This window comes from Kribbella turkmenica (assembly GCF_004348725.1).
GTDB lineage: Bacteria > Actinomycetota > Actinomycetes > Propionibacteriales > Kribbellaceae > Kribbella > Kribbella turkmenica.
This window is the reverse complement of sequence record NZ_SMKR01000054.1, coordinates 1-13,037: the sequence shown is the minus strand read 5'-3', so window position 1 is coordinate 13,037 and position 13,037 is coordinate 1. Positions and strand designations below refer to the sequence as shown.

Below are 13,037 nucleotides of genomic sequence, written 5' to 3'. Positions count from 1 at the left end.
CGGGCAGACGACAGCAGCCGCCGACCGGGGACGGTCAGCGGCTGCGGAGGTGTCGGGTCAGCTGCGGGCTCGGGCGGTGGAGGCCCGCACCACCAGCTCCGGCTCGAAGAGGAGCTCGTCGGCCGGGACGGCGGCGCGCTCGATCAGGGCGACCAGCATGTCGACGGCGGCCCGGCCCATCGCGTCGATCGGCTGCCGGACGGTGGTCAGCGGCGGGTCGGTGCAGTTCATCATCGCGGAGTCGTCGTACCCGATCACCGAGACCTCGCCGGGCACGCTCAGGCCGGCCCGGCGGACCGCGCGAATGGCGCCCAGGGCAAGGATGTCGCTGGCGCAGACGATGCCGGTGACGCCCTTGTTGACCAGCCGGGTCGCGGCCGCGTGCCCGCCTTCGAGCGAGAACATGGTGTGCTCGACCAGGTCGAGGTCCGCCTCGTCGGAGGCGATGAAGGCGTCCAGCTTGCGCCGCGATGGAATGTGGTCGCGTGGGCCGAGGACCATGCCGATCCGCCGGTGACCGAGCGCCCGCAGGTGCCCGATCGCCATCTCCGCGGCGACGACGTCGTCCGACGACACCTGCGGGAAGCCGAGGTGGTCGACGGCCGCGTTCACCAGCACGGTCGGCAGCTTGCGCTCCTGGATCAGTTCGTAGTGCTGGTGCGGTGCGTCGGCCTGCGCGTAGAAGCCGCCGGCGAACACCACCCCGGACACCTGCTGCTGCAGGAGCAGGTCGACGTAGTCGGCCTCGGACACGCCGCCGACCGTCCGGGTGCAGAGCAAGGAGGTGAAACCCTGCTGCGCGAGCGCACCGCCGACGACCTCCGCGAAGGCGGGGAAGATCGGGTTCTGCAACTCCGGCAGGACCAGCCCGACCAGCCGCGCGCGATCCCCGCGCAGTTGGGTGGGACGCTCGTACCCGAGGACGTCGAGCGCGGTGAGCACCGCCTCCCGGGTCGCTTCGGAGACGCCCGGCTTCCCGTTCAGGACCCGGCTCACGGTGGCTTCGCTGACGCCGACCTTCTTGGCCACCTCTGCAAGTCGTCGTGTCATGACGCAAACTCTACGCCAAATCACGCAAGTTCTTGCAACGACTTGCGTCCGTCGCTGAAGTCTCAGGATTCCTGACAGACTGGGGCCGTGCCCCGATTCGTCGCCACCCGCCCGGACACCGGCCTGCTGTCGCTCCCCTGGGACATCCCGCTGGAGGACTGGCCCGAGGACCAGCTGGTCGCGCTGCCGCGTGGTATCTCCCGGCACGTGGTCCGGTTCGTCCGGGTCAACGGCAGCGTGTACGCGATCAAGGAGGTGCTCGAGCACCTCGCCCTGCACGAGTACCGGCTGCTGCGCGACCTGGAACGCCTGGAGTCCCCGTCGGTCGAACCCGTCGGCGTGATCACCGACCGGCTCGACCGCAACGGCGAGCCGATCGACTCGATCCTGATCACCCGGCACCTGCAGTTCTCGCTGCCCTACCGCGCGCTGTTCTCCAGCACGCTCCGCCCGGACACGGTCAACCGGCTGATCGACGCGCTGGTCGCCCTGATCGTCCGGCTGCACCTGCTCGGCTTCTTCTGGGGCGACTGCTCGCTGTCGAACACGCTGTTCCGGCGTGACGCCGGCGCGTTCGCGGCATACCTGGTGGACGCCGAGACCGGCGAGCTGCACCAGGACATCTCCGACGGGCAACGCGCGCACGACCTGTACACCGCAGAGATCAACCTGTTCGGCGAGCTGCTCGACCTGCAGGAGGGCGGCCTGCTCGACCCGGACATCGATCCGCAGGAGACAGTCCAGTCGATCAACGACCGGTACGAGGCGCTGTGGGCCGAGCTGACCGCGCCGGAGGAGTTCACCACCGACGAGATGCACCGGCTGGACTCGCGGATCCGGAGGCTGAACGAGCTCGGCTTCGACGTGGCCGAGATCGACATCATCACCGACTGGGACGGCAGCCAGGTCCGGATCCAGCCGAAGGTCGTGGACGCCGGCCACCACTCCCGCCGGCTGCTCCGGCTGACCGGCCTGGACGTCGAGGAGAACCAGGCCCGCCGCCTGCTGAACGACCTCGACTCGTTCGCCGCCTCCACCGACCAGCAGAACGAGGACGAGGAGATCGTCGCCCACCAGTGGCTGACCGACGTGTTCGAGCCGGTCGTCCGCTCGGTCCCCCGCGACCTGAAGCGCAAGCTCGAGCCGGCCGAGGTCTTCCACGAGGTGCTCGAGCACCGCTGGTTCCTGTCCGAGCAGGCCGGCCACGAGGTCGACACCATGGAGGCCGCCCGCTCCTACGTCGACGACGTCCTCCGCGCGAAGCCCGACGAGAAGCTGGCGCTCCCCACCCCGGCGGCCCCCGAGGCGGAGTAGCCCCGCCGGTCCGCTCACGCCGTCGCCGCGCTGAGATACTCGACGGCGTGAAGATCGTCGGGTACGAGACCTTTTCGGTGGCCCCGCGCTGGCAGTTCCTGCGTATCGACACCGACGAGGGCGTCAGCGGCTGGGGTGAGCCGATCGTCGAGGGCCGCGCCGAGGCGGTGCAGGGTGCGGTCGCGGCGATGATGGAGTACCTCGTCGGCACCGATCCACTCCGGATCGAGGAGCACTGGCAGACGCTGGCCAAGGGCGGCTTCTACCGGGGCGGCCCGGTGCTGTCGAGCGCGCTGGCCGGGATCGACCAGGCGCTGTGGGACATCAAGGGCCGCTACCACGACGTGCCCGTGCACGAGCTGCTCGGCGGGCCGGTGCGCGACCGGGCCCGGATCTACACCTGGGCGCACGGTGCCGACAACGCCGCCCTGGTGGACGACGCCCAGGCCAAGGTGGCCAACGGCTTCACCGCGATCAAGATGAACGTGTCCGAGGCGCTGCCACCCGTCCCGGGCGCCGCCGACCTCCGCGCGATGGTCTCCCGGGTGGCGGCACTGCGGTCCGCTCTCGGCGACGGCGTCGACATCGCCCTCGACTTCCACGGCCGGCTCAGTACGGCGGCCACCCGGCAACTCCTGCCGCTGCTCGAACCGCTGCTCCCGTTCTTCGTCGAGGAGCCGGTGCTGCCGGAGTTCTCCCGCGACCTGCGCCGGGTGGTCGAGTCGACCGGCATCCCGATCGCGACCGGTGAGCGGCTGTTCTCCCGCTGGGACTTCCGCGACGTGCTGCCCACCGGCATCGCGATCGCCCAGCCGGACATCTCGCACGCGGGCGGCATCTCCGAGGTCCGCCGGATCGCGGCGATGGCCGAGGCGTACGACGTCGCCGTCGCGCCGCACTGCCCGCTGGGCCCGATCACGCTGGCCGCGAGCCTGCAACTCGACTTCGCCACCCCGAACTTCCTGATCCAGGAGCAGAGCCTCGGCATCGGGTACGGCGGCGCCGGCCAACTGCTCGACTACCTGGTCGACCCGCAGGTGTTCGCGTTCGTCGACGGTCACATCGAGCGGCCCACCGGTCCCGGCCTCGGCATCGACGTCGACGAGAACGCCGTCCGCGCCGCCGCGGCCGGCCCGCACCGCTGGCGCTCACCGGTCTTCCGGCACACCGACGGCTCGTTCGCCGAGTGGTGAGTGCTCAGCGCGGCGGCATCCGGAGGGCGCCGTCGAGGCGGATGACCTCGCCGTTCAGCAGCTGGTTGTCGATGATGTGACCGACCAGGGCGGCGTACTCCGCCGGGCGACCGAGGCGGGAGGGGTGCGGCACCTGCTGCTCGAGGACCGCGCGGGTCTCCTCCGGGAGGCCCGCGAGCATCGGGGTCTCCATCGTGCCGGGGGCGATCGTGACGACCCGGATTCCCTTGTCCGCAAGGTCGCGCGCCGCGGTCAGGGTCAGACCGACGACGCCGCCCTTGCTGGCCGCGTACGCCGCCTGCCCTACCTGGCCGTCGTACGCCGCGATCGACGCGGTCATCACCACGACGCCGCGGTCGCCGTCGTCGCCGGCCGGTTGCGCGATCATCCGCTCGGCGGCCAGCCGGAGCACGTTGAAGGTGCCGACCAGATTGACCTCGACCACCTGCCTGAAAGTTGCCAGTGGCAACGGTCCCTTGCGGCCGACGACCCGGCCCGGGGTCGCGATGCCCGCGCAGGTGACGACGACCCGGAGCTCGCCGAGCGCGGCGGCCGCGTCCAGGGCGGCGGTCACCGCGGTCTCGTCGGTGACGTCGGCCGGGGCGAACACGACCCGGTCACCCAGCTCGTCGGCGACCGCCTTGCCGGCCGAGGAGGGCAGGTCGACGACGACGACGCCCAGCCCGTCCGCGGCCAACCGCCGTACCGTCGCCTCGCCGAGCCCGGAGCCGCCGCCGGTGACCAAGGCTACGTCGGACGGGCCAGGCCTCATGAAGCACTCCTCAGCAGGTCACGGCTGATGACCAGCCGCTGGATCTGGTTGGTTCCCTCGAAGATCTGCGTGACCTTGGCCTCGCGCATGTACCGCTCGACCGGGAACTCGCGGGTGTAACCGTACCCACCGAGCACCTGGACGGCGTCTGTGGTGACCTTCATCGCGACGTCGGTGCAGACCAGCTTGGCGATCGCGGCCTGCTGGGTGAACGGCCGGCCGAGATCGCGCCGCCGGGCGGCCTGGAGGTACGTCGACCGGGCCGACTCGACCGCGGCGGCCATGTCCGCGAGCAGGAACTGCAGCCCCTGGAAGTCCGCGATCGGCTGCCCGAACTGCCTGCGCTCCTTCGCGTACGACGCGGCCACGTCGAGGGCGGCCTGGGCCAGCCCGGTCGCGGCCGCGGCGATCCCGAGCCGGCCGGAGTCGAGCGCGGACAGGGCGATCCGCATGCCCTGGCCCTCGGCACCGATCAGGTTCGCGGCCGGGACCCGGACGTTGTCGTAGTTGACCAGCGTGGTGGTCGAGCCGGTCAGCCCCATCTTGCGCTCGGGCGCGCCGAAGCTGAGCCCCGCGGACGACGCGGGCACGTGGAACGCGGAGATGCCGCGCTTCGGGTCAGCGGAGGTGCGCGCGAAGGTCGTGTAGAAGTCCGCGTGCGAGCCGTGGCTGATCCACGCCTTGGTCCCGGTCAGGACGTAGTCGTCGCCGTCCCGGACGGCCTTCGCGGTCATCGCGCTGATGTCGGAACCGGCCTGCGGCTCCGAGAGCGCGTAGGCGCCGAGCAGGTCGCCGCCGACCATGTCCGGCAGCAGCCGCGCGCGCTGCTCCTCCGTGCCGAAGGTGGCGACCGCGTAGCTGGTCATGGTGTGCACCGACACCCCGACGCCGACCGACATCCAGGCGGCCGCGATCTCCTCCAGCATCTGCAGGTACACCTCGTACGGCTGGTCGGCGCCGCCGTACTCCTCCGGATAGGGCAGGCCGAGCAGGCCCGCCTTGCCGAGCGTGCGGAAGGCGTCCCGCGGGAACGTCTCGCTCTCCTCCGCCTTGGCGGCGTACGGCGCCAGCTCGTGCGTGCACAGGTCGCGCACGAGAGCCAGCAGGTCAGTGGATTCCCCGGTCGGCAGGAGACGATCGACAGCCATCAGGCACCCCTCTCAACGGCTCCCGAAATGATACTCGCAACGATACTGAAGCCCATAGTTCCGTATCGTTCTATGCTGTCTCGATATGACAACAGTCGTTCCGGGGCGCCGAACCCGCAGGCAGTCCGAGCTGCTCGACCGGCTCTTGTCCCTGTTTCTCACCCAGGGGTTCAGCCGGTTCACCTTGGACGACCTGGCTGCCGAGCTGCGCTGCAGCAAGACGACCCTGTACGCGCTCGCGCCGAGCAAGGAGCAGCTCGCCGTCGAGGTGGTGAAGCACTACTTCAAGAATGCCACCGCCCAGGTCGAGTCCGCGGTCGCCCGGCAGACCCGGCACGACCGGCGGATCGCGGCGTACCTGAACGCGGTCGCGGACGCCCTCCGGCCGGCCAGCCGGACCTTTCTGGACGACGTCGCCCGGTTCGGCCCGGCCCGCTCGGTCTACGAGCGGAACACCCGGATCGCCGCCGACCGGGTCCGCACCCTGATCGAGGACGGGATCAACAACAAGGCGTTCCGGCAGGTCGACATCGCGTTCGCGGCCGAGATGATCGCGCACACCATGCAGGCGATCCAGCGCGGCGACATCGCCCGGCGCACCGGCCTGAACGACGCCGAGGCCTACCGCGAGCTCGCCTCCTTCGTGCTCCACTCGCTGCGGCTGGACTGACATTCCCGTCGTCTTGACCTCAACTAGTAGCTTTTCCGGATGGAACTCAGGTTGGGGCCGCTGCTGCGGTACGTCGACGACACCCGGGCGACCGTCTGGGTCGAGACCAGCGCGCCCGCGGAGGTCGAGGTGCTCGGCCACCGCGCCCGGACCTGGTCGGTGCACGGACACCACTACGCCCTCGTCCTGGTCGAGGGCCTGGCACCGGACAGCGCGACGCCGTACGAGGTCCGGCTGGACGGCGAGCTGCACTGGCCGCCGCCGGACACGGAGTTCGGCCCGAGCGTGATCCGGACGCCACGCGCGGACGGGACCTTCCGGCTGACCTTCGGATCGTGCCGGCGGTCGGCGCCGCTCGACGAGCAGGGGTTCAAGGAGTTCGGACCGGACGCCCTGGTCGCGCTGGCCGAGCGGATGGCGGCCGGGACCGACGAGTCGCCGGACGCGATCCTGCTGCTCGGTGACCAGGTGTACGCCGACGACCCGTCGGTCGTCGTCCTGGAGAAGCTCCGGGAGGCGCACGGCGGCCGGCAGGGGTCCGAGGTGGCCGACGAGATCGGCAACTTCGAGGAGTACACCTGGCTGTACGACGACGCCTGGCTGAACCCGGCGGTGCGCTGGCTGTTCTCGACCGTGCCGCTGTGCATGCTGCTCGACGACCACGACCTGCGCGACGACTGGAACACCTCGCTGACCTGGCGTCGCTGGGTGATTTCGCAACCGTGGTGGCACGACCGGGTCGTCGGCGCGTACGCGTCGTACTGGGTCTACCAGCACCTCGGCAACCTGTCGCCCGAACAACTCGACCAGGACCCGACGTACCGGGCGATGCAGTCGATCGAGGAGGACGACGAGCGGACGGCGTACCTCGACAGCTTCGCGTGGACCGCGGACGAGGACACGGCGTCCACCCGGTGGAGCTTCTACCGCGACTTCGGCGACGCCTCCCGCGGGGTCCGGCTGGTCGCGATCGACTCGCGCTGCTCGCGGCACCTCGATCCCGGCGATCGGGCGATGGTGGACGCGCACGAGTGGGAGTGGGTCCGGCACCACATCGTCCAGGCGTCCCGGCCGATCCACCACCTGCTGCTCGCGTCGACACTGCCGTTCCTGCTCGCGCCCGGGCTGCACCACCTCGAGGGCTGGGACGAGGCGATCTCGTCCGGTGCCTGGGGAGCGCGCGGGGCACGGATCGGCGAGCGGATCCGGCAGGGCATGGACCTCGAGCACTGGGCGTCGTTCCGGAGGTCGTTCGACGACGTCACCGACCTGCTCGCCGCGGTGGTCGGCGCCGAGGACCCGCCGGCGTCGATCCTGATGCTGTCCGGCGACGTGCACTGCAGCTACCTGGCCGAGGCCCGGCTGCTCGCCGTCGACCATCCCGGGACGGCGATCCGGCAGCTGACCATGTCGCCGTTCCGGAACCCCGTTCCCCGGCACATCCAGTGGGCGAACCACCTGCTCGACAAGCGGTGGATGACGACAGTGCTGCACAAGCTCGCCCGGGCCGCCGGCGTCCGGGACGTCGCGGCGGACTGGCGGATCGCGCACGGACCGTGGTTCGGCAACGGTGCGATGACCGTGACGCTGTCCGGTGAGGACTGGGCGGTGGAGGTCGACCACGCCGAGCTCCACGGCGGCCGCCAGACGCTCGACCGGACGTTGACCTACGGACGCCTAGGGTGTGTCTGACTCCCCGTCCAAGCGCTTGATGTCCTGAAGCTGCCACGGCCCGTCCGCCCTCGGCTCGTCACGGAAGGCTTACACCATGCGATCTTCCACTCTCCGACGTACGGCCGCCGCCGTCGTCGTCACCGCTCTGTCGCTGGCAGCCCTGCCGGCCAAGGCCGACCCGGTCGACCCACCCCGGCTCTCCGCCGCGGCGATCACGTCCGCCCTCGAGGAGGAGGTCACCACCCCCGGGACCGCGTGGATGACGCGGCCGGACGGCAAGGTGGTGGTGTCCTACGACTCCACCGTCACCGGGGGGAAGCTGACCGCGCTCACCAGCGTCACCCGCAGACTCGGCGAGAACGTCGTTCTCGAGAAGCTGCCCGGCAAGCTGACCAAGTACGTCAGCGGCGGCACCGGCATGTGGGGCGGCGACATCAAGTGCTCGGTCGGCTTCAACGTCCAGCGGAGGGGCAAGTACTACCTGCTGACCGCCGGGCACTGCGGCAAGGAGGCCACGTCCTGGTACCAGGACGACGACCACAGCCGCTACCTCGGCAAGATGCACCACGCCAGCTATCCGTGGAACGACTACGCCCTGCTCATCTACCCGACCAACATCAAGCCCCCGGGCGGCAGCGTGTACCTGTACAACGGCCGCTCGCAGGACATCACCACGGCGATGAACCCGGGAATCGGGCACTACGTGTACCGCGCCGGCATCACCAGCGGCCTGCACAGCGGCCGGGTGACCGGACTGAACGCCACGGTGAACTACGGCGACGGCCGGGTAGCCGGCCTGATCCGCACCAGCGTCTGCGCCGAGCCTGGTGACTCCGGCGGTCCGCTGTTCTACCGGCAGTGGGCCTTCGGCCTGACCTCGGGCGGCTCCGGTGACTGCGACTCCGGCGGTGTCACCTACTTCCAGCCGGTGGTCGAGGCCCTTCGGGCGTACGGCGTGACGGTGTACTGAGCGCAGGATTACCCTCACTCTGCGAACTCAGCCGAATACTCAGGGACAAAGTGGGGTACTAATGCCGACGGTTTAAGTCAAGGACGCACCCGCCCCGAGCGCGTCCTCATCGTGAGGAGGCTGAAACCGTGAAATTTCCGCCCATTCGCCGTACCGCAGCGATCCTGGCAGCAGCCGGACTGACCGCCGCAGGCCTGCTCTCCACGCAGGCCTCGGCGGCCCCGGTCGACCCGTCGACACTGTCCGCCACTGCCATCACCGCGACCTTGTCCAAGGACGCATCCATCCCGGGCACCGCCTGGCACACCACCCCGGACGGCCGAATCATCGTCTCGTACGACGACACGGTCACCGGTGGGAAGCTGACGGCGCTCACCGGCGTCACGAAGCAGTTCGGCGACCGGATCACGCTGGAGAAAATGCCTGGCAGGCTGTCGAAGTACATCCGCGGCGGTGACGCCATCTACGGCGGGCAGTACCGCTGCTCGCTCGGTTTCAACGTCCGCAGCGGCAGCACGTACTACTTCTTGACTGCCGGTCACTGCACCAACATCGCGTCCACCTGGTACGCCAACTCCAGCAAGACGACCCTGCTCGGCAGCCGCTACGGCAGCAGCTTCCCGGGCAACGACTACGGGATCGTCCGGTACAGCACGTCGTACACCAACCGCCCCGGAGTGGTGAACCTCTACAACGGCTCGACCCGGGACATCACGTCCGCGGGGAACGCGAGCCTGAACCAGTCGGTCCAGCGCAGTGGCAGCACCACCGGCCTGCACAGCGGCCGGGTCACCGGTCTGAACGCCACGGTGAACTACGCCGAGGGCACCGTCAGGGGCCTGATCCGCACCAACGTCTGCGCCGAAGGTGGTGACTCCGGCGGTGCGCTCTTCTCCGGCTCCGTCGCCCTGGGCCTGACCTCCGGCGGTTCCGGCAACTGCTCCACCGGTGGCACGACCTACTTCCAGCCCGTCACCGAGGTCCTCTCCCGCTACGGCGTCAACGTCTACTGACGGAGGACGGCAGATTGATCAGCACTGGACGCGGGCCGGGACCTCCCGGCTCGCGTCTCGCTCATGCCGGGGCGAGAACTGGGAACCCCAACTCCTCAGCAGCACTGGTCAGCTCTTTGTCGTAGGTCACGAACTCGGTCAGGTCGGCCCTGAACGGCTCGGCACTCGCCAAGTGGATCGCATCCAGCGATCCCAACCTGTTCGTTCGGTAGGCCATCGCCCGCGCGAACACCGTCGTCGACAGATCGACGAGGTAGATGCCACGAACCGCCTGGCCGGTGAAGTAGGGCACGCGCTGATGGTCAACCCCGGCTCGCAACAACGTCCGAGTAATCTCGAGCCGCGCCAGGTCGCTCGTCACCAACTCGGTATCTGCCGGCAACGTCTCGCGCCAGCTGCGCAAAGCCGCCGACTCCGCCTCCGGCTTGATGAACTTCAACAACGCACAGGCATCCAGGTAGATCACCTGCGCCGCTCCTTGTCCCGATCCTCGATGAGCAACTCCGACAGGCTGTCCACGCCTGGCGCGAGGTCCAGCACCAGGTCGGGCATGCCGAGTTCGGCCGGGAGGGTGACTTCACCCAAGTCGACCATGTGCCGGAGCGTCCCAGGCCGTTCGTCCTCAGGCACCAGCCGAAGGACAGGCCGCCCCCGGTCCGTCACTACGATCGTCTCGCCGGCGCGGACCCTCGCCACCGCCTTCGACGGATTCTGGTTCAGCTCGCGCAACCCGATGGTCTCCATACAGCAAATGTACCTACAACATGTAGTTACATCAACCCCCGCCGGCGGGAGATCTCGTAGAGGGCCACGCCGGTGGCGATGCCGGCGTTGAGGGACTCGGTGGCGCTCGTCATCGGGATGGAGACGATGACGTCGCAGTTCTCCCGGACCAGGCGCGTCAGGCCCTTGCCCTCGGAGCCGACGACGAGGACCAGCGGCTCGGTGGCCACCGCCAGCTCGGGAAGCTCGACCTCGCCGCCCATGTCCAGGCCGACGACCAGCAACCCGGCGTCCTTGTACGACTTGAGCGCCCGGTTCAGGTTGGTCGCCCGGGCGACCGGGATCCGGGCCGCCGCACCGGCCGACGTCTTCCAGGCCGACGCCGACATGGACGCCGTACGACGCTCCGGCACGAGGACGCCGTGCGCGCCGAACGCCGCCGCGGACCGGGTGATGGCGCCCAGGTTCCGCGGGTCGGTGACGCCGTCGAGGGCGACCACGAGCGGCACCTCGTGCAGGTCGTGCGCCCGGTCGAGCAGGTCGTCCGGGTGGGCGTACTCGTACGGCGGGATCTGCACCGCGACGCCCTGGTGGGCGCCGCCGGCGGTGACCCGGTCCAGCTCGGTCCGCGGCACCTCCAGGATCGAGATCCCGTGCTCGACCGCGATCAGCATCGCCTCCCGCAGCCGGGCGTCCCGTTCGGTGCCTTCGGCAACGTGTAGCGCGGCGACCGGGACCCCGGCGCGCAACGCCTCGACCACCGGGTTGCGCCCGTACACCCACTCGACCGTGGAGTCGCCGTCCTTCCGGGCCGGTCGGCGGGTGCGCTCGCGCTCCTTGGCGCGCTCCTTCGCCTTGGCCCGCTTGTGCGCCGGGTGCTTGACCCGGTCGACCGCCTTCGGCGTCGGGCCCTTGCCCTCCAGGCCGCGGCGGACCCGGCCGCCGGATCCGGCCGTCGGGTTGCCCCGCGGCTTCTTCCGGATGGCTCCCTTGCGCTGGCTACTGCCTGGCACGTCAGCTTCCTTCGTTGTTGTTCGTCGACGCGAGCGACCACCGAGGCCCCTGCGGGGTGTCCTCGACGACGACGCCGAGCGCCTTCAGCCGGTCGCGGATCTCGTCCGAGGCGGCGTAGTCCTTGCGCTCACGGGCGGCCTGCCGCTGCTCCAACAGCGCCTTGACCAGCCCGTCCACCACCTCACCGAGCTCTTCGGTGGCACCGGTCCGGGAGACCCACGGCTCGGCCAGCGGGTCCAGCCCGAGGACACCGAGCATCCCGCGAACCGCGGCCAGACTCTCCCGCAGGGCGGGGGAATCCCCGTCCGCGACCAGCTTGTTCCCGTCCCGCACGGTGTTGTGCAGGACGGCGATCGCCCCCGGCGTGCCGAGGTCGTCGTCCATCGCCGCAACGAAGTCGGCGGGCAGTTCGCCGGCGGGCTCGACCCCACCGGTCACCTCGGTGGCCCGGGTGATGAACCCCTCGACCCGCTGGAAACTGGTCGCGGCCTCGTCCAGCGCGCCGAACGAGAACTCCACCACCGACCGGTAGTGCGACTGGACCAGGTAGTACCGCAGCTCGATCGGCCGGACCCGCTCGACCACGTTCCGCACGACCGCGCTGTTTCCCATCGACTTGGACATCTTCTCGCCGGCCGTGGTGACGAGCGCGTTGTGCATCCAGAACCGGGCGAACCTCTGCCCGATCGCGGTCGACTGGGCCAACTCGTTCTCGTGGTGCGGGAACCGCAGGTCGAGACCGCCGCCGTGGATGTCGAACTCGTCGCCGAGGTACTTGCCGGCCATCGCCGAGCACTCCAGGTGCCAGCCCGGGCGGCCGCGGCCCCACGGCGTCGGCCACGAGGCCGTCCGCGGAGTGCCCTCGGTGTGGCCCTTCCAGAGCGCGAAGTCCCGCGGGTCCCGCTTGCCCCGGGGGTCCGCGTCCTCGGCGGCCTCCATGTCCTCGATCTTCTGGTTCGACAGCTCGCCGTACGACGGCCAGGACTTGACGTCGAAGTAGACGTCGCCGGACCCGTCCGGGGCGATGTAGGCGTGCCCGCGCTCGATCAGCCGGTCGACGATCTCGAGCATCTCGGGGATGTGGCCGGTGGCCCGCGGCTCGTACGTCGGCGGGCGGCAGCCGAGCACGTCGTACGCCCAGTGCAGCTCGCGCTCGAACTCGTACGCGTGCGCCCACCACGGGACGCCGCGCTCGGCCGACTTGGCCAGGATCTTGTCCTCGATGTCGGTCACGTTCGCGATCACGGTGACCTCGTACCCGGAGCGCTCGAGCCAGCGCCGCAGGACGTCGAACACGACCTCCTTGTAGATGTGCCCGACGTGCGGGGCACCCTGCACCGTCAGCCCACAGTGGTAGATCCCGACCTTGCCCGGATGAACCGGCTCGAAATCCCTCACTGCTGCTGTCGCGGTGTCGTACAAGCGAAGTGTCACCGATCAAGGGTAGCTGTATTCACTTCCTTCCCCGCCCCACCGCCCCGGCCGATGACACCTGC

Annotated in this window: 13 protein-coding genes; 6 read left to right on the top strand and 7 right to left on the bottom strand. The window is 69.9% G+C overall.

Annotation, left to right across the window (positions count from 1 at the left end; genetic code table 11):
* Positions 1-57: 57 nt before the first annotated feature.
* Positions 58-1,050 carry a LacI family DNA-binding transcriptional regulator gene (locus tag E1218_RS14645; protein WP_132320321.1) on the bottom strand — a complete coding sequence of 331 codons (993 nt, stop codon included), beginning with the start codon at positions 1,048-1,050 and terminating at the stop codon, positions 58-60.
* 87 nt (positions 1,051-1,137) lie between these two features.
* On the opposite strand from E1218_RS14645, the gene E1218_RS14640 reads away from it, so the two are divergent.
* Both E1218_RS14640 and dgoD read left to right on the top strand, forming a co-directional pair.
* Positions 1,138-2,364 carry a DUF4032 domain-containing protein gene (locus tag E1218_RS14640; protein ID WP_132320319.1) on the top strand — a complete coding sequence of 409 codons (1,227 nt, stop codon included), beginning with the start codon at positions 1,138-1,140 and terminating at the stop codon, positions 2,362-2,364.
* A 47-nt stretch (positions 2,365-2,411) separates the two neighbouring features.
* The gene (dgoD, locus tag E1218_RS14635) at positions 2,412-3,557 is read left to right on the top strand and encodes a galactonate dehydratase (RefSeq protein WP_132320317.1); all 1,146 of its coding nucleotides are present in this window, start codon (positions 2,412-2,414) and stop codon (positions 3,555-3,557) included.
* A 4-nt stretch (positions 3,558-3,561) separates the two neighbouring features.
* On the opposite strand, the gene E1218_RS14630 is transcribed toward dgoD, so the two are convergent.
* Positions 3,562-4,329: an SDR family NAD(P)-dependent oxidoreductase gene (locus tag E1218_RS14630; RefSeq protein WP_132320315.1), complete on the bottom strand. Its 768-nt coding sequence runs from the start codon at positions 4,327-4,329 to the stop codon at positions 3,562-3,564.
* Positions 4,326-5,477, bottom strand: a complete 1,152-nt coding sequence (locus E1218_RS14625) for an acyl-CoA dehydrogenase family protein (protein WP_132320313.1) — start codon at positions 5,475-5,477, stop codon at positions 4,326-4,328. Before E1218_RS14625 ends, E1218_RS14630 begins: the two co-directional genes overlap by 4 nt.
* Before the next feature lie 85 nt (positions 5,478-5,562).
* Here E1218_RS14625 and E1218_RS14620 point away from each other — a divergent pair, with 85 nt between their 5' ends.
* The 4 genes from E1218_RS14620 (at position 5,563) to E1218_RS14605 (ending at position 9,804) form a co-directional block, all read left to right on the top strand.
* Positions 5,563-6,147 (top strand): TetR/AcrR family transcriptional regulator, encoded by a 585-nt coding sequence (locus E1218_RS14620; protein ID WP_132320311.1) that lies wholly within the window; start codon positions 5,563-5,565, stop codon positions 6,145-6,147.
* Between the two features lie 39 nt (positions 6,148-6,186).
* Positions 6,187-7,839: a DUF7800 domain-containing protein gene (locus E1218_RS14615; protein ID WP_132320309.1), complete on the top strand. Its 1,653-nt coding sequence runs from the start codon at positions 6,187-6,189 to the stop codon at positions 7,837-7,839.
* A 76-nt stretch (positions 7,840-7,915) separates the two neighbouring features.
* Positions 7,916-8,791, top strand: coding sequence for a S1 family peptidase (locus E1218_RS14610; protein ID WP_132320307.1), 876 nt, complete (start codon positions 7,916-7,918; stop codon positions 8,789-8,791).
* A 128-nt stretch (positions 8,792-8,919) separates the two neighbouring features.
* Positions 8,920-9,804: a S1 family peptidase gene (locus E1218_RS14605; protein WP_132320305.1), complete on the top strand. Its 885-nt coding sequence runs from the start codon at positions 8,920-8,922 to the stop codon at positions 9,802-9,804.
* A 61-nt stretch (positions 9,805-9,865) separates the two neighbouring features.
* Here E1218_RS14605 and E1218_RS14600 read toward each other — a convergent pair whose 3' ends face one another.
* Genes E1218_RS14600 through cysS form a run of 4 tightly spaced genes read right to left on the bottom strand, consistent with a single transcriptional unit; the run spans position 9,866 to position 12,975 of the window.
* Positions 9,866-10,270 (bottom strand): type II toxin-antitoxin system VapC family toxin, encoded by a 405-nt coding sequence (locus E1218_RS14600; protein ID WP_132320303.1) that lies wholly within the window; start codon positions 10,268-10,270, stop codon positions 9,866-9,868.
* Positions 10,267-10,548, bottom strand: coding sequence for a type II toxin-antitoxin system Phd/YefM family antitoxin (locus E1218_RS14595; protein ID WP_132320301.1), 282 nt, complete (start codon positions 10,546-10,548; stop codon positions 10,267-10,269). Before E1218_RS14595 ends, E1218_RS14600 begins: the two co-directional genes overlap by 4 nt.
* A 26-nt stretch (positions 10,549-10,574) precedes the next feature.
* Positions 10,575-11,540, bottom strand: a complete 966-nt coding sequence (gene rlmB, locus E1218_RS14590; protein WP_132320299.1) for a 23S rRNA (guanosine(2251)-2'-O)-methyltransferase RlmB — start codon at positions 11,538-11,540, stop codon at positions 10,575-10,577.
* 1 nt (position 11,541) lies between these two features.
* Positions 11,542-12,975, bottom strand: a complete 1,434-nt coding sequence (gene cysS / locus E1218_RS14585) for a cysteine--tRNA ligase (RefSeq protein WP_132320297.1) — start codon at positions 12,973-12,975, stop codon at positions 11,542-11,544.
* Between the last annotated feature and the right edge of the window lie 62 nt (positions 12,976-13,037).

What these genes read in the sequence shown, in the direction of transcription:
- E1218_RS14645 (WP_132320321.1), bottom strand. Translation starts at nt 1,050, where the DNA reads ATGACACGACGACTTGCAGAGGTGGCCAAGAAGGTCGGCGTCAGCGAA.
- E1218_RS14630 (WP_132320315.1), bottom strand. Translation starts at nt 4,329, where the DNA reads ATGAGGCCTGGCCCGTCCGACGTAGCCTTGGTCACCGGCGGCGGCTCC.
- E1218_RS14625 (WP_132320313.1), bottom strand. Translation starts at nt 5,477, where the DNA reads ATGGCTGTCGATCGTCTCCTGCCGACCGGGGAATCCACTGACCTGCTG.
- E1218_RS14620 (WP_132320311.1), top strand. Translation starts at nt 5,563, where the DNA reads ATGACAACAGTCGTTCCGGGGCGCCGAACCCGCAGGCAGTCCGAGCTG.
- E1218_RS14615 (WP_132320309.1), top strand. Translation starts at nt 6,187, where the DNA reads ATGGAACTCAGGTTGGGGCCGCTGCTGCGGTACGTCGACGACACCCGG.
- E1218_RS14610 (WP_132320307.1), top strand. Translation starts at nt 7,916, where the DNA reads ATGCGATCTTCCACTCTCCGACGTACGGCCGCCGCCGTCGTCGTCACC.
- E1218_RS14595 (WP_132320301.1), bottom strand. Translation starts at nt 10,548, where the DNA reads ATGGAGACCATCGGGTTGCGCGAGCTGAACCAGAATCCGTCGAAGGCG.